The 24,225-nt window shown below is 38.1% G+C and carries 20 protein-coding genes; 7 read left to right on the forward strand and 13 right to left on the reverse strand.

All coding sequences use genetic code 11. The features are described from left to right. Window positions 1–214 precede the first annotated feature (214 nt). From lhgO to ACSQ6I_RS19605, 5 genes are all read right to left on the reverse strand, one after another. Window positions 215–1,426 (reverse strand): L-2-hydroxyglutarate oxidase, encoded by a 1,212-nt coding sequence (lhgO, locus tag ACSQ6I_RS19585; protein WP_438891967.1) that lies wholly within the window; start codon window positions 1,424–1,426, stop codon window positions 215–217. 51 nt (window positions 1,427–1,477) lie between these two features. Then, complete coding sequence (rfbF, locus tag ACSQ6I_RS19590) at window positions 1,478–2,251, reverse strand: glucose-1-phosphate cytidylyltransferase (protein ID WP_438891968.1); 774 nt, start codon at window positions 2,249–2,251, stop codon at window positions 1,478–1,480. 767 nt (window positions 2,252–3,018) lie between these two features. After that, window positions 3,019–5,214, reverse strand: coding sequence for a tetratricopeptide repeat protein (locus ACSQ6I_RS19595; protein WP_438891969.1), 2,196 nt, complete (start codon window positions 5,212–5,214; stop codon window positions 3,019–3,021). A gap of 321 nt (window positions 5,215–5,535) precedes the next feature. Then, a complete protein-coding gene (locus ACSQ6I_RS19600; RefSeq protein WP_438891970.1) occupies window positions 5,536–6,318 on the reverse strand; it encodes a PP2C family serine/threonine-protein phosphatase in 783 nt (260 codons plus the stop codon). A 191-nt stretch (window positions 6,319–6,509) separates the two neighbouring features. After that, window positions 6,510–7,184, reverse strand: coding sequence for a vWA domain-containing protein (locus tag ACSQ6I_RS19605; protein ID WP_438891971.1), 675 nt, complete (start codon window positions 7,182–7,184; stop codon window positions 6,510–6,512). A 607-nt stretch (window positions 7,185–7,791) separates the two neighbouring features. Here ACSQ6I_RS19605 and ACSQ6I_RS19610 point away from each other — a divergent pair. Both ACSQ6I_RS19610 and ACSQ6I_RS19615 read left to right on the forward strand, forming a co-directional pair. After that, window positions 7,792–9,156 carry a response regulator gene (locus tag ACSQ6I_RS19610; RefSeq protein ID WP_438891972.1) on the forward strand — a complete coding sequence of 455 codons (1,365 nt, stop codon included), beginning with the start codon at window positions 7,792–7,794 and terminating at the stop codon, window positions 9,154–9,156. A gap of 95 nt (window positions 9,157–9,251) precedes the next feature. Then, window positions 9,252–10,520 carry an ABC transporter ATP-binding protein gene (locus ACSQ6I_RS19615; RefSeq protein ID WP_438891973.1) on the forward strand — a complete coding sequence of 423 codons (1,269 nt, stop codon included), beginning with the start codon at window positions 9,252–9,254 and terminating at the stop codon, window positions 10,518–10,520. 401 nt (window positions 10,521–10,921) lie between these two features. Here ACSQ6I_RS19615 and ACSQ6I_RS19620 read toward each other — a convergent pair whose 3' ends face one another. The 5 genes from ACSQ6I_RS19620 to apcB all read right to left on the reverse strand — a co-directional run bounded on the left by ACSQ6I_RS19620 (window position 10,922) and on the right by apcB (window position 15,682). After that, window positions 10,922–11,761 carry a TlyA family RNA methyltransferase gene (locus ACSQ6I_RS19620; RefSeq protein ID WP_438891974.1) on the reverse strand — a complete coding sequence of 280 codons (840 nt, stop codon included), beginning with the start codon at window positions 11,759–11,761 and terminating at the stop codon, window positions 10,922–10,924. Further along, window positions 11,762–12,196: a DUF29 family protein gene (locus ACSQ6I_RS19625; protein ID WP_438891975.1), complete on the reverse strand. Its 435-nt coding sequence runs from the start codon at window positions 12,194–12,196 to the stop codon at window positions 11,762–11,764. Between the two features lie 110 nt (window positions 12,197–12,306). Continuing rightward, window positions 12,307–14,481 carry a Z1 domain-containing protein gene (locus ACSQ6I_RS19630; RefSeq protein ID WP_438891976.1) on the reverse strand — a complete coding sequence of 725 codons (2,175 nt, stop codon included), beginning with the start codon at window positions 14,479–14,481 and terminating at the stop codon, window positions 12,307–12,309. Next, window positions 14,478–14,954: a hypothetical protein gene (locus tag ACSQ6I_RS19635; protein WP_438891977.1), complete on the reverse strand. Its 477-nt coding sequence runs from the start codon at window positions 14,952–14,954 to the stop codon at window positions 14,478–14,480. The genes ACSQ6I_RS19630 and ACSQ6I_RS19635 overlap by 4 nt, the downstream gene beginning before the upstream one ends. A gap of 218 nt (window positions 14,955–15,172) precedes the next feature. Continuing rightward, complete coding sequence (apcB, locus tag ACSQ6I_RS19640; protein ID WP_015212563.1) at window positions 15,173–15,682, reverse strand: allophycocyanin subunit beta; 510 nt, start codon at window positions 15,680–15,682, stop codon at window positions 15,173–15,175. Window positions 15,683–16,044: 362 nt separating this feature from the next. Between apcB and glnA the strand changes: the two genes are divergently transcribed. Then, window positions 16,045–17,478 (forward strand): type I glutamate--ammonia ligase, encoded by a 1,434-nt coding sequence (glnA, locus tag ACSQ6I_RS19645; RefSeq protein WP_438891978.1) that lies wholly within the window; start codon window positions 16,045–16,047, stop codon window positions 17,476–17,478. Between the two features lie 91 nt (window positions 17,479–17,569). Here glnA and ACSQ6I_RS19650 read toward each other — a convergent pair whose 3' ends face one another. Then, on the reverse strand, window positions 17,570–17,770 hold the full coding sequence (locus ACSQ6I_RS19650; protein WP_015212565.1) for a hypothetical protein: 201 nt from the start codon (window positions 17,768–17,770) through the stop codon (window positions 17,570–17,572). 405 nt (window positions 17,771–18,175) lie between these two features. On the opposite strand from ACSQ6I_RS19650, the gene ACSQ6I_RS19655 reads away from it, so the two are divergent. Continuing rightward, window positions 18,176–19,234 carry a class I SAM-dependent methyltransferase gene (locus ACSQ6I_RS19655; protein ID WP_438891979.1) on the forward strand — a complete coding sequence of 353 codons (1,059 nt, stop codon included), beginning with the start codon at window positions 18,176–18,178 and terminating at the stop codon, window positions 19,232–19,234. A gap of 645 nt (window positions 19,235–19,879) precedes the next feature. Here ACSQ6I_RS19655 and patX read toward each other — a convergent pair. Beyond that, on the reverse strand, window positions 19,880–20,116 hold the full coding sequence (patX, locus tag ACSQ6I_RS19660) for a heterocyst-inhibiting protein PatX (RefSeq protein ID WP_015212567.1): 237 nt from the start codon (window positions 20,114–20,116) through the stop codon (window positions 19,880–19,882). A 101-nt stretch (window positions 20,117–20,217) separates the two neighbouring features. Then, complete coding sequence (locus ACSQ6I_RS19665) at window positions 20,218–21,966, reverse strand: FAD-dependent oxidoreductase (protein WP_438891980.1); 1,749 nt, start codon at window positions 21,964–21,966, stop codon at window positions 20,218–20,220. 96 nt (window positions 21,967–22,062) lie between these two features. Between ACSQ6I_RS19665 and ACSQ6I_RS19670 the strand changes: the two genes are divergently transcribed. From ACSQ6I_RS19670 to ACSQ6I_RS19680, 3 genes are all read left to right on the forward strand, one after another. Continuing rightward, window positions 22,063–22,257, forward strand: coding sequence for a hypothetical protein (locus ACSQ6I_RS19670; RefSeq protein ID WP_438891981.1), 195 nt, complete (start codon window positions 22,063–22,065; stop codon window positions 22,255–22,257). A 64-nt stretch (window positions 22,258–22,321) separates the two neighbouring features. After that, window positions 22,322–23,521, forward strand: coding sequence for an ISAzo13 family transposase (locus ACSQ6I_RS19675; protein WP_438891986.1), 1,200 nt, complete (start codon window positions 22,322–22,324; stop codon window positions 23,519–23,521). A gap of 41 nt (window positions 23,522–23,562) precedes the next feature. Next, a complete protein-coding gene (locus tag ACSQ6I_RS19680) occupies window positions 23,563–23,754 on the forward strand; it encodes a hypothetical protein (protein ID WP_438891982.1) in 192 nt (63 codons plus the stop codon). Window positions 23,755–24,225 lie beyond the last annotated feature (471 nt).

Consider the following 24,225-nt stretch of genomic DNA (forward strand, 5'->3'; position numbering starts at 1 on the left):
GCGTTTCTCGGTTGAGTGAGATACAAGAACCCCACCCCCAACCCCCTCCTCCTTCGGATTCATCAGTCGCCTACGGTGGGAAACCCGCCTACAGCGCTGGTTCACCGCAAGCGATGAGGGGGCTATGATGTACCTCATGTGATGAGGAAACGCTATAAAGTCAGCTAATACCCAACTATATAGATATCTATTTTTGAGATTTTCGCCTTTTAAACTAGGCTACTAAGCTTTGCAAATGTGATTGTTGGGGTATTTGGGTGACAATTGCTTTGCCAATTTCTAGAGAAGATGTTGCTGCGGGAGATGGTGCATTGCAAACATGAATTGAGTTGTTACCTTGGACGATTAAAAAATCATCTACTAAAGAACCATTACTCATTAATGCTTGAGCGCGAACTCCTGCATGGGTGGGAACTAAATCTGCTGCTTGGACTTCGGGAATGAGTTTTTGCAAACTTCTGACAAAAGCTGCTTTACTAAAGGAACGAATGATTTCTTGAATACCTTCGTCAGCGTGTTTAGCTGCTAGTTTCCAGAAACCAGGATAGGTGATAACTTCTGCAAAGTCTCTGAGGTCAAAGTCGGTTTTTTTGTAACCTTCACGTTTGAGGCTGAGAACTGCATTTGGCCCGGCATGGACGCTATTATCAATCATCCGGGTGAAGTGGACACCCAGGAAGGGAAAATCTGGGTTGGGAACTGGGTAAATGAGTGTTTTGACCAGATAGCGTTTTTCGGGTGTAAGTTCGTAATATTCACCGCGAAAGGGGACGATTTTGGCTTGGGGGTTGGCTTTACCTAGTTTTGCTATGCGATCGCTATGCAACCCGGCACAATTGATGATAAAGCGAGTGTCAAAACGACCTTTGTTGGTTTCAATGACTTGATTTTTACCACTTGGGGATATTTGCAAAACTTTAGTATTGAGACGTAAATCTCCCCCTCGCTTTTGAATTAGTTCAGCGTATTTTAAACAAACTTGCTTGTAATTAACTATTCCTGTAGAAAATACCCGAATTCCACCGACGCAACTGACATGAGGTTCAATTTCTTTAACTTCTTCAGCCGTGATTTTTTGAACTGCTATTCCGTTTTCTAAGCCTCGTTTGTAGAGGGTTTCTAGTCGTGGTAATTCTTGTTCTTCTGTGGCAACAATTACTTTACCACAAATATCATGCTCAATGTCATATTTTTGGCAGAATTCTACCATAGAGCGACTACCATCACGGCAAAATTGAGCTTTAAAGCTACCTGGTTTGTAGTAAATCCCAGAATGGATTACGCCGCTATTATTGCCTGTTTGGTGAAATGCCCATTGACTTTCTTTTTCTAAAACTAAAATTCGTGCATCAGGATAGCGATTACCTAAAGCCATCGCTGTTGAAAGTCCAACTATCCCCCCACCAATAATCGCAAAATCATACATTAGCAATTTTTCCCCAATCTAAAATCTAAAATCTAAAATCCAAAATTGGTATTACCATTTCTTCCAAGGAGCTTGACCGCTTTTCCATAGCTCCTCTAAGTAGTTTTTATCTCTTAAAGTATCCATTGGTTGCCAAAAACCATTATGTTTAAAAGCTGATAGTTGTGACATATCAGCTAACTTTTCCAATGGCTCTTTTTCCCAAACAGTGGAATCATCAGTAATTAAGTTGATCACTTCTGGTTCTAGAACAAAATAACCACCATTAATCCAAGCTCCATCACCTTCAGGTTTTTCTTTAAAACTAGCAATTTTAGTTTGTTCTTGTCCTAAAGAAATTGCTCCAAATCTTCCTGCTGGTTGAACGGCACTGAGTGTTGCTAAAGTTTTTTGTTCTTGATGAAATTTAATTAGTTCTGTGATATTTACATCACTTACACCATCGCCATAAGTAAAGCAAAACGTATCATTACCAAGATGTTCTCTAACTTTCTTTAAGCGTCCACCTGTCATTGTATTATCACCTGTATTTACTAAGGTGATGCGCCAGGGTTCAGCATATCCAGAATGTACACTCATCTGGTTAAATCGCATATCAAAAGTTACATCTGACATATGTAAGAAGTAGTTCGCAAAATACTCCTTAATGATGTAACCTTTATAACCGCAACAAATAATGAAATCGTTAATTCCGTGGGATGAATAAATTTTCATTATATGCCAGAGAATTGGCTTACCACCAATTTCAACCATCGGCTTGGGTCTGATACTTGTTTCTTCACTGAGGCGTGTACCAAGTCCTCCAGCCAAAATCACTGCTTTCATGCAATTACCTCAAATATCTGCCGGTAGGTTATTGTTTTATTTTTTGGGGGATGAAGAGTATGCACAATAATATAGAGAAAACATTATCTTTGTACGTTCTTCTCTATAAACGATCTAGAAACAATTTAACTGTAAATTGCTGAAAAATTATGAAGAAAAAGTAAATTTAAGATATTTTATATGTAAAAATTGATGAGTATAATTAATTCAAAGTCGCATTTATACAACGAAAAATAATACATTTAAAATAACTAGTACTAAATTTTGCCTACTTCCAAAGGAATGAATTTTACTGAAGAAAAGCAAAAAATGCTATTCATAATATACAATGATAAAATAACTACTAATAAGGTCTCTGTCAGTCTATTGATCAAGTTTGTGGAGTACCAGAAAGACTTAATTTATGCATCGGTATTACATTATTTGTAATTTGTCATTAAAGGTACAGGGTAAATTAATTAATATTCCAAACAAAGAAGTTTGGTATTTTCAGTTAGCTATATACAAAATGATTTAGAAGTCAGGAGTAAAAGTCCTTTGTGGCATAGGTTTGTGATCAAACTTTGTACTTCATGTACCTATAATTACAAATTACGTTAATATCAATTACGTACCATAACGTAGATGAATCCTGGTTGATTTTTGTTGGTGCAGTCTACTCTTTGCGCTTAAAAAACTCAGTACACCTGAATTTTCTGGAATCCTATTCTCTCCACGAGTAATTCAGTCATAAAACTGAATTTATGTATACTGAATTGATTCAAGTTTTACTGATGAAGTTTTTCAAAAATAGTTGAACTTTGGAATAAAATGTCACATTTTTTGGAGACAATAACGCAAATATTGCTGATAGCTTGCTGGTAATTATCCATATCTTCTTGTTCAAGATAAATTTGAGCAGATTTTTCTAAATCTGCAATGGCTTGCTCCTGGTTGTGCTGAATTTTATTTTCGCCATATTGTGCTAGTTCATAATGAACCATCCCTCGTTTGAGATAAACTTTAGCCATACGGGGATTAATATTTATTGCTTGGTTAAAATCTGATATTGCCTGCTTGTATGCTTGAGTATAGCTACTGCTATATTGGGCAAATTGATAACGGGCAAGTCCACGTTGAAAGTAAGCTTCTGCTTTGGATGAATTGAGTTCAATTGCTTCAGTAAAATCCGCAATTGATTTTTTGTATTGCTGGTAGTAGTTCTGGCTATATTTAGCAATTTGAGAATGCACAATACCGCGTCTGATATAAGCTTCAGAATCATTGCTATTGATACTAAGGGCAGTATTAAAGTTGTTAATGGCTTTTTTATATTCCTTGTCAGGATCGCTACTATATTCTGCCAGCATATAATAGGCATTACCCCGATTGACCATTGCTTTTACTTCCTGCGGATTAATTTTTATAGCCTGGGTATAGTCTGCTAATGCTCCTTCATAATCATTCATATTGTAACGAGCATTACCCCTATTCATATACAATTTGGAGAAACTCGGATTTTTTTTGATGCCTTGGGTAAAATTTTCAATTGCTTGTGTATAGTCTTGTTTTTGATAGGCGGTATTACCTCGCTCATAATAATCTGTAAAATTCAGATTTTCCTCCTCAACAATTTTCTTTTCTTGCCGAGACATTAAAGTTTGTTGAGTGTAAGGATTTTGAGATACGAATGGACGAGTAAATTTAATCATTACGTCCAAATATCCTAATAAACCAAAACCCAACAAGAAAAACATGATAGTATAAAACTTTGATTTACTGGGATTATTTACAGGTTTATAAACAGGAAAGTTTTGGGGAAATACTGGTCGCCAGTGATGTAGTGGAGATGTTAAAACTGCTGGCTTGCGGACACGAGGAGTTTGTATATTCCGCTTTCTCGATTTTCGGCGGGGTTTGAGATGTTCTTTTGATGCGATCGCTTCCAATGATGGAAAAGGATCACGTCCACCTAATTGTGAGGTACGTTCACACCAAGGACATTGCTTGAGGTGATTATCATAAAGATGCTGGGGATTTACAGCACAAGTAACAAGATTTTCTTCGGCTGCGACTATTGCTAATAACCAGGTTTGAGCGCTAGGACGCAGTTGGGGGTTGTTATGACCATCCTCGAAACAACGCACAAACAGATCCTGTAAACCAGGATGGAGCATTTCCCAAGGAGGTGCTATGGGGGTAGGTAAATAGGGAACTCGTTGCTTTTGACTGTAGGTGAAATGACCGGCAACTATCCTGGCTTCATAAGCAGGGGGGTCAAACAGACCTTGAAAAATCCCAGAAAATGGGTGAGTGCCTTCCATTAATAATTGAAATATCAGCACTGCTAACCCAAATAAGTCATGGGAACTTTCACGATCATATTCAGCAAAAGTTTTATTTTGTAGTTCTGGAGGGGTATATTCTGGTTTACCTACTGAACAACGATAGACTATATTCTGCTGCGGATCACGCACTTGAAATGAGTCTGTGTCTACTAAGGTGACTAATGAGGTGTCACTAACAAGGATGTTTGACTCATTTACGTCACCAATGCAGTACTGACTTGCGTGCAGAGCTGCAAAAGCTGCTGCCAAATTCCGAGCAGTACGCAGTAAATACTGATAATTAAATAAGGGGCAGTTTTGACGACGGGTTCCAGGATTATAAAAATCCATGATTGGCCGCATTCCTCGAATGCGTGGCATTAAAAAGCCAATGATGCTGCCACTGCTATCTGCTGCTTGCAATAACTCTTGTGGCCAAGCTATAGAAATATGTCCTAAATTAGCCGTTGGATTTTCCGGGGGGTTGGCCAGCATTGCCTGGAGTTTGTGACCATATGTAACTATGGGCTTGTGATAAATTTTGGCCACTAAATTTTCATCTGATGGCACTGCATATACACAAGCTTCACCGCCACGCCCTAAACTGACTGTGAGATTAAGGATTTCCTGTTGGGAAAGATAACGTACTACCTGCATGGTAAAATTACGGTTATGAGAGGTTATTTTAGAGAACTGGGGATTGAGAACTGGGGAGTGAGTGCAGTTTTTCCCCTTAGGACTCAATGCATTGATTGTTCAAGACCCGATTGGCACTAACTGACCTGTCTCTTCAAGAAGAATGCGACTGACATACCTCTTGTTCTCTATGTCCTTCAGAGACAATCTACGAATGGGATAGTTTAGCTAATGCGTAGCGTCTCGACAGGAATATGCTAAAAGAAGGGCGGGAAATTGGGAAAAACCTTACCCTAAACCTTGCAGTATGCACTTTAAACCCTACCCAATCGACCTTGCTCATCAGTTGCCTAATGCTGCTATAACTAGGGTCAAATCATCGTCTGTACGCTGGGTAATCCGATCAGAGCATAAGAACTTCACCAATTGCTCTTTAGCTACGATTTTATCGTCAGAATTGGCTACAAATTCAAATAAAGGAAAAAAGAAAGGTTTGTGCGGTTCACCAACAACCATATTCAAAGCCAGCATTTGTAGTCCATCGGTGAGAACGCCGATATTAACTATGTTTTGACGCAATATTCTGATTTGCGCTGTATCTAAAGCATCTGGTGAAGTCAAAAAGGTTGTTTCGTTGATATATTCACCGTTGTTAGGGATGGTAAGTGCCAGTAAATTACCTGTGCTATCCTTGGCTACAGCTAAACCATCACCAATTTGGGCTACTGCGACAATTTCTGGTGTAGCGATCGCAATAATTAAGGTAGTTGCTAAATCATGGGGCAAATGCTCGCTCACATCCGCTTCTTCTTCTATCGCTTTTTTGCTGGCTAATATGGTATCTGTCAGCAAAGCACGCAAGAGGTTATCATCAGCAAGTGTATTGGGCGTGATTTCTGAGCAGTTGGAAATATGTTCTATTGCCGTTTCTACTGCAATCATTGCTCCCACTTTTCCCATGCTGGCAGAACCTGCACCATCTGCGGCAGCGATCACCAACACATTATTTGACAATATCTGCCAATGATGAGCGTCTTGACACAGTTGCTTGTTTTTAATGTGGCTAGTACCACATACGGACGCGGCTACTATTCGCCATTGAGAAATCTGTTTTGATGTATTCATAAATTGCTTCTAACAGCTAAAGTGAAGAGTTATCAGTTCCAAGATGGATGATATGGAAAGTGCTGTAAGCGGTAGCGGGGCGTTTAGCCCGTCCTGAGTATAAACCCATTCGCTTCAAGGCTTTGAGCAATTATCACTGTCCTAGCCTATCTGACTACAGCCATAACTGATAACTGTTAACTTAATAACTGTTAAACAGACCCCCAACCAATTGGTGGTAGTGCTACTTGCTCATCTACCTTAGAATGAGATACAGCTGACATACTCGCTGAAAGCCAAACAAACATTTCAATAAAGTTTAATCCTTGCAATTTAAGAGGAGTACGCACTGCTATTTGATTTAAACGTGTCATGTTAGCATTTTCTACTCCTACTGTAAAAAAGGCAACACGCTTATTGGCTTCATCTCCTTGTAAGCGCTGTACTGCTTGCTCAATCACTTCATCTAGCTCTCCTTGCGGTTCACCATCTGTAATCATAAATACCCAAGGACGATAGTAAGCAATGCCATTGGCACGATACTGGGATTTGCGTTCTTGAATTATTTCTAATGATTTATGAATTCCCCCACCCATCGTCGTTAGTCCTTGGGCTGTTAAAATAGGCGGGTTGAATTGGTCTGCCGTTACAAAATCTTGTACTACATTGACATGACTATCAAAAGTAACAATTGCTACTTCTACCCGTCTCGCTGCCAAGGAATTTTTTATCAGTTCATCTTTAAAACTCAGTAAGCCTTGATTTAAGGCTTCAATCCGTTCTCCCTGCATCGAGCCAGATGTATCCAGCAATAGCACGCACGGGCAACGCGGTTCTGGGTTTTCTGCAAACTCTACGACTTCATCTAGTTTTAGTGTATCCAGCATAACCTTTTGTGTTATGTTATAGTCCAAAGCTTTAATTTCCTTTTCTCAAAGTATATAATTTCCAATACTAGTAAGACTACAAGTATGGTATTTATCGGTAGATAGCGTCAACTTCATTAACCAAATTATTCTTGTCAAATTCTCAATTTCAGGAAATTTGAATCATTATATAGTTCCTAAGCAGGTGAATTTATCAGGGTAAACATTACTTTTTGTAGTGGAGCTACCATACAGAAATTTTCGTGAAAAAATTAAGAATACAATAATCAATATATACATTTATTTCAATAGATTTTTAAAGATTTTATGTGGAAATTTGGCTAATTATAGACTCTTAATTAATTCAGCAATTTGATAATTATTGCCACCATGTAAAAATGAAAACTGAAAATTTGTATCATTTTGAAAATACGATGGGAATTTACAGCCTAGTAGTATTATGTAAGCAAACAACTAAGGAGTAATTGATATAACTGGTGATAGATACATAATATTTACCAATAGTATGATTAGTTTATAAAGAGATTGGCAAGGGAAGAAAATACCTGATCCTGAAATCTCTTATTTCTCAATAATAAGTCAATTCTTCGGAAAAAACTGTAAAAATATGAATAATACTGGCACTTTTAGCAAACTATCTCCTGAACGTTTATTAAGACAGTTAACTAATTCTTCTGATACTACTTGTTTACAAGTCTTGAGTAATTCGGTGTCATGGTCAATATTCTTAGATCAGGGCAAAATCATCTATGCTACCCATTCAGTAGAACCTTTTGACAGATTAGAACGGCAGATGCGTCGTCTGAGTCAGCAAATTCCTCTACTGACTAATGAAGTTCGTGTACAACTACGGATGAGTTTTGAACCTGACTGGCCAACTCAGTTAAGTGAATTTAACGATAATTTGATCAACCAAGCACCAGAATATCAAGCTATTTACTGGCTTGTTGATCAAAAACATCTCCTTTCTACCCAAGCAGCATTACTGATTCAAGAGTTAGTTAAAGAGGTGATTGAATCATTTTTATTAATTCCAGAAGGAACATATAAATTAACTGAGCCAGTTGATAGCATTCCCAAAATTTGTAAACTGGATGTAGAAAATATTATGGAGCGCTGCCAAAAGCGGTTACAGAATTGGCAGTCTTTTACTCCTCAAATATCTTCTCCCTATCAGCGTCCATATCTGTTGATTAACAGTAAATTTTATGACAAACAACTACCAGAATTACAGCAAAATCTAACTAATTGGATGAAGGGTTTTAGTCTGCGTCATTTGGCAGTAATTATGAATCAAGATGAAGTGGAACTGGCTCGAACTTTATATCCACATATCCTTCAAGGTTCGATTATTTTGCATGCACCAGATCCTCCATTTGATACGTTGCCTAAGACATTTGCAGATTTTTCACTATCTTCTCAATATGGCACCACAGAAATTAATCAGAAATTAAATACAGGATTATTACCAGATACGAGTACTACTAGAGAACACTCTGTACCTGAAATTTCTGTTTTACCACAAGACAATCTGCAACTGGTAACTATACCAAATAACATAGAACCTGATGAGCAAAACGTAAATACTGCTACTATAACTGCTAAAAAAACCTACAAAATTATTTCTGTAGATGATAGTCCGACGATTCTCAAAGAAATAAGCCGTTGTTTAGAAGATGAAAATGTTGTTGTTGTAACTATTAATGATCCAGTCAAAGCAGTTATGTCTATTATTAGACATAAGCCCGATTTAATTTTATTAGATCTAAATATGGCTGGTATTGATGGTTATGAGTTATGTCGAATCATTCGCAATAATTCATTTTTTAAAGAAATTCCCATCATTTTTGTGACAGGAAATAAAGGAATTGTAGACAAAGTAAAAGCAAGATTAGTAGGAGCATCTGGTTATTTAACAAAGCCTTTTACACGTGCTGAACTACTAAAAATGATTTTTATGCATTTAGCATGAAGGGGACTGGGGAGATGGGGAAGAATACTTAATTTATCTTTTCCTGTCACCTTCTTCCAATGACAACTGAAAACTAACTATTAAAGTAATTACTCGTGGCACAAGTTGTATTAGAAAATGTTTATAAAAGTTTTCCTCCCCGGAAGGGGGAAAATGTGACGACTCAGCAGCAGTCACCACCAGGAAGGGAAGGTGCGGATAGTATTAATGTCTTGCGACGGATTAATTTGACCATTGCTGATGGTGAGTTTATGGTATTGGTGGGGCCTTCTGGTTGTGGCAAAAGCACTTTGTTGCGGTTAATCGCTGGCTTGGAGGTGATGACTGGTGGCAATATTTCGGTGGGCGATCGCTTGATTAATGATTTACCTCCGAAAGAACGAGACATCGCTATGGTGTTTCAAAATTATGCCCTCTATCCCCACATGACGGTTTATGACAACATCGCTTTCGGGTTACGTCGTCGGTTTGGAGATGGGGACGCAGGGGGAGACAAAATTACCAAATGGCGTGAAGATATTTTTGTGGGGATGACGAGGAAGCTACCCAAGGGACTCCGTTATGTTTCTGAAAAAGAACGCGCAGTAGATGAACGAGTGCGGAGTGTAGCTCAGTTGTTACAAATTGAAACTTTGTTAAATCGTTTACCAAAACAACTTTCCGGGGGACAAAGACAACGGGTAGCATTAGGAAGAGCGATCGCACGCAATCCTCAAGTATTTTTAATGGATGAACCATTATCTAACTTGGATGCTAAATTACGGGCAGAGACTCGCGCTCAAATTGTCAAATTACAGCGTCAGCTAGGAACGACAACGATTTACGTCACCCATGATCAAACTGAAGCCATGACAATGGGCGATCGCATCGCCATCATGTCAGAAGGCAAGATACAGCAAGTTGCCGCACCATTAGAATTATATAATTATCCAGCTAACCGCTTTGTCGCAGAATTCATCGGTTCACCACCCATGAATTTTATTCCGGTAGAGTTTCACGCACCATTATTAATTACCCATTCAGACTTTCGCTTCACCCTTCCAGATGTGTGGGGAAGTGCATTGCAAAAATACGATGGACAAACCTTAATTTTAGGAATTCGTCCAGAACATCTAATTTTGAGTGTACCTGCAACTAAAAATTTACCCGTAAAAGTAGACCTAGTAGAAAACTTAGGAAATGACACTTTTTTATCCGTAAAAATTGCTGATCCTGATTTAACAAATAAAAATGGTCAAGCATTACAAGTAAGAGTTCCACCGGATAGAATCATCAATATCGGTGAGCAACTTTGGTTATCTTTATTACCTGATAAACTACACTTTTTTGACCCAGAAACCGAATTAGCCATATTCCCAAAATAATCAATCGTAAGAATTCAGGAGTCAGGAGTTAGGAGGCAGGAGTCAGGAGTCAGGAGTTAGGAGGCAGGAGTCAGGAGGCAGGAGTCAGGAGTCAGGAGTTAGGAGTCAGGATGAAGAATATTTTTCTCTTCTATTCCCTGCTATATCAAACATTATGTATCCTGAATCCTTACAAACAATCTTCACTGTTTGTCATAGATTTAGGAAACACCAAAAAATAAATTATCCAAAAATTGTAGCGTGGGTTAACCTACCATTATCCTAAAAATTGGATATTTTTTTATTTGGAAATCCCTTAATGTTATGGCGGCTTTTAAATCACAAATGCTGTAGGGGCGGGGTTTCCCCGCCCTTGATTCTACTCCTCCATCCGACCAAAAACCACTATATCCGTGTCACACTCAACGCAAAATTGTAGGGTGTGTCAAATGCCGAAAATCTGCAACTGCTGATTTAGTCATTTCCTGAATTGCTGCTAAATTCAGTGGTGATATTTCGCTTTCCATTCCCAACCAGAGAAGAAATTCAATATTACCTGCTGGGCCTGTTATGGGCGACCAAGTTAAACCTTTATACTTCCAACCCAACTCCAAAGCCGCTTGCAACACCTGAAAAATAGCATCAGCTTGGTCGCTAGAATCACGGACAACGCCCTTTTTGCCCACGCGAGACTTCCCAACCTCAAATTGAGGTTTCACCAGCAATACAGCTTCCCTGGGTGCTTGTGTTAATTCCCACAAAGCAGGCAAAATTTTAGTTAAGGAAATAAACGAAACATCCACTACAGCTAAATCGGGAAATGTCGCATTTTCAGCATATAAATCTTCTGGTTTTAACTGCCTTAAATTAGTGCGTTCTTTTAAAATTACCCGTTCATCAGTTCTAATTTTCCAATCAACTTGTCCATAGCCAACATCAATTCCATAAACTTGTTTTGCACCAGATTGTAATAAACAATCAGTAAAACCACCTGTTGAAATTCCCCCATCTAAACAAATACGTCCAGCTACAGGAATTCCAAAAAATTCTAAAGCTTTAGCGAGTTTTTCGCCACCACGAGAAACAAAAGGAGGGCGTTCTTTAACTTGAATTTGGGCTTTAATATCAACTTCAGTCCCGGCTTTATCAATCATCTGTTGATTTACCGTCACTTCCCCAGCTTGAATTAGCCGTTGTGCTTGCTGACGGGAGGGACATAAACCTAAATCTACTAATAGCGTATCGAGTCTTTGTTTGACCAATTAACTTGACTCTCCTGGTGATATTAGATTTAAAGCATGATAGATAATTTCTTCTCGGTTAACCAGCTTTTCTAATTCTTTTGGTTCATAACGACCTTCTTCTACTTCTAGGGAAGCTTCATTACTGGCATTTAAATAGGCTTCTGCTAAGGTTTCTAACAATTCTTCTGGTGCGAGATAATAGCCTCCAGCTTTACGTCGCTTATTTTCCCGCTGAATTTCCAGAACCGAATTCCGAATTGAGACTTCCCAAGAGCGAGTCGTGCGATTTTCAGCTTTTTGTTTAATCAAGTGCAACAATAAAACTACTGCATAACTCCGAATTGTCTTGATAATGTCATTTCGGCTCATTTCTTCTAATTCTTCAACTATAACCAATGCTTCTTGGACATTCCCTTGCAGAAGCAAGTCTTTCAGGGTTAATAATTCTTCCATATATTCATATTTTTTCCAATGTATGGATATTTATAATATACCGTAATATATACTTTTAGGTTATTTTCTGTAAGTTATAAATTGACTTAATCAGTAATTATTTATACACATTACTCATTCTCATCATAATTAAACATAAAAACAAATTTTTGTTTAGGTAAAACTAACATAGGTAGATAGATAGGATGATCATCCCAACCATTAATTTTTTCACCTTTTTGATAGCAAATAATTAAAGTTACGACATCAGGATATTTCTTTTGAGCTTCTATTGACCAACCACCTGATCCAAAGCCAAACATCCATTTAAAAGGGTCTTTCCTTAGCAACTCTAATCCTTCTTTATTATTTTTCTTCCCCCTACGAACATTTAAACGCCCTTTGTCCATACCTTTGGATTTCATATTTGTTAATGCTTTAATGATGCGATTATCTTCCCATTCTTCAGACGGAACATAATAACTTTTGGTATGACTGATGACTTTAATAATAAAATCTATATCTACCTCAGCATATTCTTCATCATCTTGATAATTAATTAAAAAATTCTCAATCGCTTTGAAATTAGGCTCTATATCCTCTTTTTTATAAGCTGGATCTTGTGCAAAAATTAATTTTCCTGGTCTTAAGACGTTAATAACAGAAGGATCTAAAACATTAGATCGCGTTGGTTTAAGATGTCCTCCTATCCAAACAGGTTGAACTTTAATATTATGAATATCATCTCCTATCGCTTGACGCATTGCTTCATCTGCTTCGTGAATGGAACGAAAAGCATCTAATATATGTTCTGCTAAAAAGAGACGAGTCACATCTTTCAATTGTGGACGATAACCATACATTCGAGCGTGTTGATGAACTGTATCTACTATCTTTTGTTTTGCATCACGTCCATAATAAGTTACCATTAAGCCTTTAATTGTCACACCTCTGCCTAATCTATTACCTCCGATCAAGATATTCATGCCAGGATTATAATTAGGTTCTTTATCGGGATTATTTGCATTAATAATTTTAGGAATTGCGTGTCTTAATTGAATTTTTAACTCTTCTATTAATTCATACAGCGGCGGTAACTTATCGACTGTTTTCTCTAACTCTTTGTAGACTTCTTCTAACCATTTTATTGATTGTTTATACTCTGTTTGTGAACTCTTCTCTCGAATGGCTTGATCTAAATTAATAACGAAATTACTGATTACTTGTTCTAAATTGGTATGAATATCTTGCTTGTAGCAAATATGAGCTAAAAAAGAATATGTTGCATCTTCGTTATCTGAAGATAACATTTTGTAAGTTGAACCTAGGAAAAAACAACATAATGCAAACCTTAATCCTTCAGGAATTATCCATTTATTACCAGGATTAATTACACCTTTTTGTTTTTTAATTTGGTTTATTTCTTCAGCATCTACAATACAACAGTGTTTACTATTGTCAGAAAAAAATAATTCTCCTCCCATATAACTATCTCCTGGTTCTGGTAATGCTGCACAAAATTTAGGTTTACAAGGATGAGGGAGACTTTGTAATAATAGACTTTGAGGCGTTGCAGTAACTTGAATGTATATATGATTAGCAACTTCTTGGCGAATATTACCTATTTGTTCAAAAGTTGAACTATCAGAAATTGTATCTTTTCCTTGTTTAGATTGTTTAGCCTCATTGGTATTTAAACTAGCATTATCAGCCTCATCATCAAAAATTAATGTAGGAAAATTTTTAATTTTAGCTGTTTTTAGTACTATTAATAATCTCTTTAGATGGGAAACATTTTTCGTGGTAACTAAAACAACGCCCGTATCTTTAATGTAGGGTGTAACCTTAGTTTTAGCAAAATAAACCGGGTCTTTTTTCCATGCTTCCCAATCAAAAATAACTGGTCCTCCTTGGATTTGATTATTAAAGCGGTTAGCAGTTTGCTCTCCCAGCCATGTATTATTAGAAGTTAATACAATAAAACAACGAAAATTATTTTCATGAGCCAATGCTAAAGTAGCAATAGTTGTATTAGTTTTACCACTTTGAACTCGACCATAAATGAGTCCAGTCGTTCCATTAGGAATAGGGTTTACTCCTTTATAAGGTTGGCTGACTAACCCTGTACTATTTTTTCCTACATCACTATCACCAAAATTCTCCGAATAAACTTTGACACAATTTTGTACAACTTCAATAGCAATTTCTTTAAATTTATTTGCTTCTTTTTGTCCGATTTCTTTTTCTAATTTCTTCATTAATCTATCAATACAGTCGCCATTAATTTCAATAGGAGTATGTGTCATAATTTATTTGATTTTGATAAAATTACATCAGGCCAGTTATTTTGTGGTATTGTCCGTTCTAAGGGAACTCTCCCTGTACCTTTAACATAATAACTTCCTCTTAGTTCCCTTTTTACAGAAACACGCTGATTAGCTAAACCTTCAGTATAATCAAGAATTGTCCATAGTTGTTCTTGTGATAGACAACAAACACCATCCCGATGACAAATTAATGCTATAAAAAGTTTGACATCTGGATATACTTGATGAAATTCTGTGAGTGCAATTTCTTCCTGTTCACTGAAACTAAATGACCATGAAGAAGTAGGTTTTTTGGAAATTTTAAATAAGATAGCAGATTCTTTATTTAAGCTTTTTATAATATAAAGAGATGAATGAATGGAAGATAAATAACTTATAGATACATCAGATGTTCCTTTTAGTAGTCGAAGAAAAGCTGCACCATGTAAAAATTCTAGATCATTAATACTCATGGAAGTATTGCCAAGAATTATCTATTATGTAATATATTTTACCATAAAATTATCCAGTAATTTTACATGGGAAAGGGAGTAACTCAATTTTTTTTAAAAAAAGTAAACGCACCTTGCTAATAAAGCCAAAGTGCGATTCCTACGGAGCGCTTCGCTATCGCTATTAAGTCCATCCAGGCAGACTTAGTTTATATAGACACGGTTTTCAATCGCCAGGGCTAAATATCAATCTCACTCAACTCACGAGTGATATAGTCAAAAGGCTCATCCACAAAAGCAGTATTAGCAATACCAGCAGCCGCTACTTGCTCCTTGACAAGACCCTTCATAATCTGGATACCTTGAACTGTCGAACCAATGGGTACACCCAAAGAATTGTAAGTTTCCCGTAGTCCTTGCAACACCCGCTCATCAAGTACATTCATATTGCCAGCTACTAGCGCATAAGTAGCATAGCGGAGGTAATAGTCCATATCCCGCAAACAAGCCGCAAACCGACGAGTTGTATAGGCATTACCACCAGGGCGAATCAATTCTGGCAATTCTTCAAATAACTTAGCACCAGCCTGTTTAACAATAGCCGCTGCATTAGAATTAATTGCAGCCGCCGCTTGCACTCTTGCCGTACCAGTTTCAAAGTAAGACTTAAGGCTATCGATCGCATTCCGGTCAAAATAACGTCCGGTTACGTCATAATTCTTAATTAAAGTTGTAATTGCATCGCGCATTCTTTTTTCTCCCAATCATTAGCTATCTATGGTTTGATATTTATTTGGCTGCAATTATGCACCTGTAAACTTTTGTGCCATAAACAATAAATGCGGCACAAAAACTATCCATCCGCTATTTAAGGATTCTATGCCAAAGTTGACCCCTATGAGATGATATTTCCAGTTTTGTGCAGATGATGAAGAAAGGTTAATATAACCTGTAATCCAGATAATCTGTAACAAACACTACAAAACCACCTCAAGTCGAGTATTTACGATATTCCAGGTGGTGTGTCACAACTTGGGTTAGTTCGGCAGGGATAAGATGCTTTGGCAGATTCTGGTTTTACTTTAGGAAATTGGGTACAGAAGGAGTAACTATGACAACCCCAAAAGAAGTCTTGAAGATGATTCAAGACAAAAAAATTCAGATGATTGATCTGAAATTCATCGATACACCAGGGACTTGGCAACATTTGACCATGTACCAGGATCAAATTGATGAGAGTTCATTCACTGATGGTGTTCCTTTCGACGGTTCCAGTATTCGGGGTTGGAAAGGCATCGAAGAATCAGACATGACAATGGTGCTAGATCCAAACACCGCTTGGATCGATCCATTCATGAAAGAGCCGACGCTAAGTATAATTTGTAGTATTAAGGAACCACGCACAGGCGAATGGTATAACCGTTGTCCTCGCGTTATTGCCCAAAAAGCAATTGACTATCTTGCTTCTACAGGACTTGGTGACACTGCTTTCTTTGGGCCTGAAGCTGAATTCTTCATCTTTGATGATGTCCGCTACGACCAAACCGCCAACGAAGGCTACTATCATGTAGATTCTGTTGAAGGTCGTTGGAACACCGGTAGAAAGGGTAAAAACGGTGAAGTAGATGGTCCTAACCTGGGTTACAAAACCCGCTTTAAAGAAGGTTACTTCCCAGTACCACCAACGGATAGCTTTCAAGATATGCGGACAGAAATGCTGCTAACAATGAAAGACTGTGGTGTACCTATTGAAAAACAACACCACGAAGTTGCTACAGGTGGTCAGTGTGAATTAGGTTTCCGCTTTGGTAAGTTAATCGAAGCTGCGGACTGGTTGATGACCTATAAATATGTCATCAAGAACGTTGCCAGAAAGTACGGTAAAACCGTCACCTTCATGCCAAAACCAATTTTTGGTGATAATGGTTCCGGTATGCACTGTCACCAATCTATTTGGAAAGGTGGACAACCTTTATTTGCCGGTGACAAGTATGCTGGCATGAGCGAAATGGGATTATACTACATTGGTGGTATTCTTAAGCACGCTCCAGCATTGTTGGCAATCACCAACCCCACTACAAACTCCTACAAACGTCTAGTACCTGGTTATGAAGCACCAGTAAACTTGGCTTACTCCCAAGGCAACCGTTCTGCTTCTGTACGGATTCCCTTGTCTGGTAATAACCCCAAAGCCAAGCGGTTAGAGTTCCGTTGTCCAGATGCCACCTCTAACCCCTATTTAGCCTTTGCAGCCATGCTTTGCGCTGGTATTGATGGGATTAAGAACAAAATCCATCCTGGTGAACCCTTAGATAAGAATATCTATGAACTTTCTCCAGAAGAATTGGCGAAAATTCCTTCTACACCAGGTTCTTTAGAATTGGCATTAGAAGCACTCGAAAACGATCACGCTTTCTTAACTGATACTGGTGTATTCTCAGAAGATTTCATCCAAAACTGGATTGACTACAAACTGGTTAACGAAGTTAAGCAAATGCAGTTGCGTCCTCATCCTTACGAATTCTTCTTATATTACGATTGCTAATTGCAACGAGTAGTAAAGTAGCAAATTTGAAAGCCACCCTTGAGGGTGGCTTTTTTCTCAATCTGTTAGTTTAAGCACTCAAACAAAAGTCTTAGCTCATAGATGCGTGACTGCTACTATAAATTGTTTGTGTAGTGGGATCTATCTTCCCTTGAATCGGGTTCCAATAATGGGATAGTTCTTCAGGAAGACCGAGTTCTTGTGCCGCACGCATCAGCATTGATTGTTGACGGTTCTTAACTTGCTGATGTTGACGTACCATTAATGCACGAGATTTTTCTTGAATAGACATAACTACAGTCCTCACTATTTCTTACTAATAGAATTTTTTCCTTACCCATTTATAGTAACAGGATTTCTGTAGCGTATGTTACGGAATTGCACATAATTTACAAAAATTCACAATTGAGCGATCGCTATACTTCTACTTGGTGTATGGAATATCATGGATCAATCCAAGAATTATACGTAGTCAAGACGAGTATTTATTTCAAAAAAGCTTTAAGGACTTCCAATTAAAAAAATACCCAAAAGTTTCTTAAAGTTTCTTGTGGTGCGGGCATCTTGCCCGCAAATTATCAAGGATGGGCATCCTGCCCATCCCACAAAATTGGGGAATTTATTTTTTGGTGATCCCTTATTTTTGATGGTGATTCCAATACAATAATTAACGGTAATAAAATTTAATCTATTGTTTATGTCTGACACCTTAAGCAAGCTGACCTATCAGACTTTTCAACAAGGAAAGAATTACTTCAGTTTTGCTCATAAAATTTTAACTTCACGGTTAAGAAACTTAGTGCATCCCACACTAGCACAAACGAGCCAATTTATACCTCAAGAGGCAATACCCAAACTGCAAAACAGATTAAATCAGCTACTAGAAACTGACTGGCAGGATGCAGAAAAAGGAACATATCCCACTAGTCTATTATTTGATAATCCTTGGGAAGATTTTTTCCGCTATTATCCACTAATTTGGCTAGATTTCCCCCTAATCTGGGAACGATCCACAAAAAATAGCCAACAAGATTTTTCACCAGAAATAGATAAAGACAGTTATCCTAGTTACTATTTGCAGAATTTTCATCACCAAACTGATGGTTATTTGAGCGACCTCTCAGCCAATTTATATGACTTACAGGTAGAACTTTTGTTTGGGGGTTCAGCTGATGCCATGCGACGACGTATTATCGCCCCGCTGAAAAGCGGTTTAGAAAAATTCCAGTTTCTTTCACAAAAACAAATCCGAATTCTAGATGTAGCTTGTGGCACTGGGCGGACTCTGAAGATGATACGAGCAGCTTGTCCTCAAGTATCTTTATATGGTACGGATTTATCCCCAGCTTATTTACGTAAATCTAATGAGCTATTGTCTCAAAATCCGTTGGAATTACCACAACTTTTACAGGCAAATGCTGAAGAATTACCTTATTTAGATAACTATTTTCATGCGGTAACGTCTGTGTTTCTTTTTCATGAGTTACCTAATACTGTGCGTCAATTAATTATAGAACAATGCTTCCGGGTGTTAAAACCAGGTGGAGTCTTGATTATATGTGACTCAATTCAGAAGAGTGATTCACCTGAATTGACTCAGGTGATGGATAACTTTCCGAAAATGTTCCATGAACCTTACTACAGAGATTACACTACTGATGACTTGGTAGAGCGCTTAAAGAAAGCGGACTTTGAGAACATCGACACACAAGTCCATTTTCTAAGCAAGTATTTTATTGCACATAAACCAGTTTAAGGTAACGCAGAAATACTCGTTTGGTTCAGGCTAATGATCATTGACAGTCCTTTGCACCACAGACTGTTCTATGAATATCACACCGACTTGAACGGGTTAACCACAAGAAGTGCAATCCTATTCTCTTCCTGCTTTCCGGCTTTCCCAATATATAGACGGCTAATACAAAACAGCAGCAGTTGAGGAAAACTAGTCGAGTACGTATATGAGTTACTAAGTCATACCATTTTAGATTTTGGATTCTCAAAGAGTTAATGGATCAACTTTTTAGAACATCCATTGATCACAATCTTTGTTCTTTATTGGTATCACTAATACAAGCTAAGTTTTCCACAATTACTGGATGTTTCGAGGGAATACTAAATGATCGCTCAGTTGTGCAGTTGTGTAGTGCTTTAACTGTCTATGTCTTGAGTCAGAGAAGATGAAATCTGGAACGATGAATGAGTTATGTAGTGCTTTAACTGTCTATGTCTTAAGTCAAAGAAGATAAAATTTGGAACGATGGATAAGCTATGAAATGCTTTAACTGTCTATGTTTCGGTTCGACAAGTTGTGTCAAGGATCTTAAACACCCAGTTCGCAGGTAATTTGATTCCTTTGCTGGCAACGAATTCTCCTACAAGCGGTCTGAAGCTACGGTTGCTAAACAACTGAATGGATATTTCTGAAATATTCCATTGACTCTCTACGTCCACTACCGCGATGAGGGGCTGGCTGTTCTGGTTGGTTAGGCCCTGGTTTGGGATTATCAGCCAGTAGCTGTTGTGAACCAGAACCAGCAAGCAAGAGGTAGGAAAGACGAGTAAGCATCGCTTCGCCGTTAAAAGCTAAGGAGCCGAATACCAGACTCGATACTAAAAGTGAAATGGCAGCACGCATAGTAGATGTCTATTTTAGAACTCTCTACTTCACTGATACTTAACATTTGTATGATGATCCGGACAATTTATCAAAAAGTATTGTATGTGACTGCAAAAAAATCAATTTGATACTTCGTCGATATATTCGACAAGTAGCCAGTGACCAGATGAATTGGGATGTCCCCAGACGGTAAGCTTTTGTTGCTGAGGAAGGGCTTGCAGTTGCTTGTCAATATGCGATCGCAATGTCACAATTTGCCAAGTTATATGTGAAAATTCGGTGGGATTAATAATACTAAATCTATAATCTTGTTGGTCTAGGCGATTAAAAATGCCTATGAAACAATCAAGATTCGAGTAATCATACTGATTAACCAATAAAGCCGGGCAATTACCACTAATGGGATATGCTTCTGGGTTTTCCAAATAATGAATTTGCCAGTTTAACCACTCTGGATGATTGGTTGTTACGTTGAATAAGGGAACAATTGCGGTTGGACATTGCTCATCAGTTAATAAAGCTGTTTGCAGCGTCCTCACCGATAAATCCCTGGGCTGATATTCTAGCTCACAACATAGAGCAGCTGCCATACCCGCTGCTTGACCAATACCCATCACTACAGGTTGCAGTCTGGTTGCTCCATTTGCTATGTGAGACACAGAAATGTTTTTTTCACAGACCAGCAAACCATCTGTAGACTTAGGAACTAGACAACGGTAGGGAATTGTAAAGGGAGTACCAGTCCAACGTCCTCCCCAGCGAATAGATTTAGGTTGCAGTGAGAACTTAACACCAGGGTAATGGTGATCATTGGCGTAGTTACCAACAGCAACTGTATCATCAAATTTAGCTGCCACATTACCACCTGCTAATGGCAGAATATCCTGCTCACAGACAGTAATCAATCCCTCTAAACGGCGACTCTCCCGGTAGTAGGGATGCAGTGCAAAAGCTGGAGAAAGACTAGGAAAAACTCCTGCTGCTAAACCGTAGCGCCTACCAAGCTGAGTTTGGATAAAATGGGCAAAATTTTGACTATGCCAGAAACATTCTTGCTCAAACTCACGTCTTGCTATGTCCGACTTTATCAAACGATCAGCCTTTTGACCGTAGTCATTGCCACAAATAGGCCAATTAATCATAAATCGACCTCCAGGCGATCGTCCATAATTCAAAAACTTCTCAGCACCATAATCTGACCAAGCACCTGTAAACAGCGATGGATCATAATTAGGTGCAGGTAGAATTTCTGGCGCTTCTGCATCACCAAAATCTTGCATCACAACGACCCAAGTTGGTGATTGCACTGGATACCTTTCGGTAAGCGCATTAGGGGCAATGGGGGCGCTAGGTTCACCCCACTCTGACTGCAATTCCCAACCCCAACGGTAAGGTACTTCCCCTAAAGCCAATAAATCTCCTAATTCTGTACCATCAAGAATAATTTTGGCGGTGACTGTGAAATCTGCAAAGCGTACACCTGTAATACAGTCTCCCTGACGCAAAACCTCTAAAGGCACTTTTCCCGAAATCCATTGTAAATTCGGTAATTCCTTCACCCAGTCAGCAAAAATTTCTGCACCTATACGCGGATCATAGCTAAAAAAGCTCACCCAACTATTATCTAATCCTCCCGGCTGTCGTTGGCGTAACTCTTTTAAAAAAGCACCCCATAGCCCAGTTTGAAAAGCTTCTAATTCGTTACCATCAGGTGCAGATACGCCCGCTGAGGTGAGCATTCCCCCTAGCCAGGCAAATTCACTCACAAGGATGGTTTTAGCGCCTCTACGTGCTGCTTGGATAGCCGCAGCAGTTCCGCCGGTTCCACCACCAACAACTAAGACATCGGCTGTATACTTTTGATTCATAATATTATGTATTAAGTAAATTTGTCATGCTGATTATATATTGCATTACATTAGCCATTGGCATAACTCACTGACTAAATTTAATTCAGATAATTTATGAATAATATCTTGAAAATAGGCACTCTGCTGAGAGATCGGTACAAAGTTGTAGATATTTTATCTAACAACACTGGATTTGGAATTACTTATAAAGTCAGAGATTCTAATCAACCAATTCAGATTTTAAAACAACTCAAAAAACCCACAGCAGCCAAATTAAATATAGAAGACTTAGAGAACTCCACAGAATGATTGATCCTATGATGAGAGCAGATAATTTCAGTGTATAGCCTAGCTCATGTATCCAAAATCTATCATTCAACTCACAGAGAACCCCAAATCTCTGTACATCAAAACAGCCAAAAAACTGAAGGGAAGCGACCGAAGACAATTCATGGCAGAAGTGGTCAAAGGTTTGGGAATAGGAGGACAAACTTTAGTAGAAAGGGAGTTGGGATGGAATAGACGCACCATTCGGAAAGGGATGGAGGAATTGGAGAGTGGTAAGCCTTTTATTGATGGTTTCTGGCGTAGTGGACGTAAGCGGGTGGAAACAAAATTACCAAATTTATTGAACAATATGAAATCGTTAGTAGACCCACAAAGTCAAACTGATCCCAGCTTTAAGAGTATCCGATTATATATGCGAATGACGGCAAATGAAGTCCGTCGTCAACTAATTAAACAATGTGGTTACAGTGACGACGAACTACCTTCATCGGAAACAATTCGACGACGATTGAATGATATGGGTTATACGTTAAAACGAGTTCTTAAAACCAAGCCTATCAAGAAAATTCCCGAAACAGAAACAATTTTTGAACAAGTCGAGCTTCTGAATAGTGAAGCTGATAATGACCCTCATACTCTGCGGATCTCCATTGATGCAAAGGTGGCAGTTAAGGTTGGAGAATTTGACCGAGGTGGTAAAACTCGGATGCCAACTATTTCAATAGACCATGACTTCCCGACCGAAACAACTCTAATTCCCTACGGCATTTTTATTCCTGAGTACAACGAGTTATTTTTATTCTTCGTTGCTTCCAAATTAACCGCTGATTGTATTGTTGACTTACTTGAAAGCTGGTGGCAAACTGTTAAACACAGATTTGCTCATATTCAAAAACTGGTAATTAATCAGGATAATGGACCTGAAAATCATTCTCGTCGTACTCAGTTTATGAAGCGGATTGTAGATTTTGGCACATCATCTCAACTGACGTTACAACTTGCTTATTATCCGCCTTATCATAGTAAATATAACCCGATAGAACGTTGTTTTGGTTGGTTAGAACAGCATTGGAATGGTAGTTTACTTGATACAGTTGAAACTGTACTGAATTTTGCCCAAACTCTTACATTTAAGGGTAAAAATCCGGTTGTTACATTGGTAGAAAAAGTTTATTCCACAGGAGTTAAACTCACAACTTCAGCTATGGCAGAAATTGAAACACAGATTCACCGCCTCCCCCATCTCAAAAAATGGTTTGTGGAAATTTTGGCTAAACCATCATAGCTATTGGATCATCTTTTTTGTGGAGTTCTCTAAATAATATCATGGATGATACAGAAATTAAAATCAAAGGGATCAAAGCACTATATAAATCTCTTGGTTCAGCAGCAGCTATGAGTTTTTTGACGTTGCTACACAAAACTCCTACTGATTATGTGGAAATCTCTAAAATAATATATCAAGATCAGAGTATTGAGGAAATTTTCACTAGAGCAAAACAAAATTGGCAAGGTTAATTATATCAACATTTTGTAAGGGTTTAGCAATGCTAAACCCCTACCTTTGATGTGATAATAGATTATACTAAAATAGTCTTTTATCGGTTTATTGAAAAATATGAAAAGATATATTCAAAAGAAAACACATGGAAATTCGCAGCTTTACAGTTCTTCTTTTTAAAGAAGATGATATATAACTGAATGTCCAGAATTTGGTACTGTAGGTCAAGAAGAAACTATTATTCTGTCCCACAAGTAAATTCAATTCCTTGCTAATAATAAAAGTCATCTTTAGATGACTAAATATCCCCCTAAATCCTTAGTCTACTCTAGTAGACTTTAGCTAGTAGCCCTGAGAATGGCATGAAGTATGTCTATTTTTTATTCTAATTCCTACGATTTCAGGAAATTGCCTTTGAGGACTTGTTTAATATATTAAAGGAGTAGATTCAAGTTTTTAGCAAGGGTAGGCATATGTGTAGACAATTC

It is taken from the genome of Anabaena sp. WFMT, assembly GCF_051781005.1.
In the GTDB taxonomy this organism is placed as follows: domain Bacteria; phylum Cyanobacteriota; class Cyanobacteriia; order Cyanobacteriales; family Nostocaceae; genus Anabaena.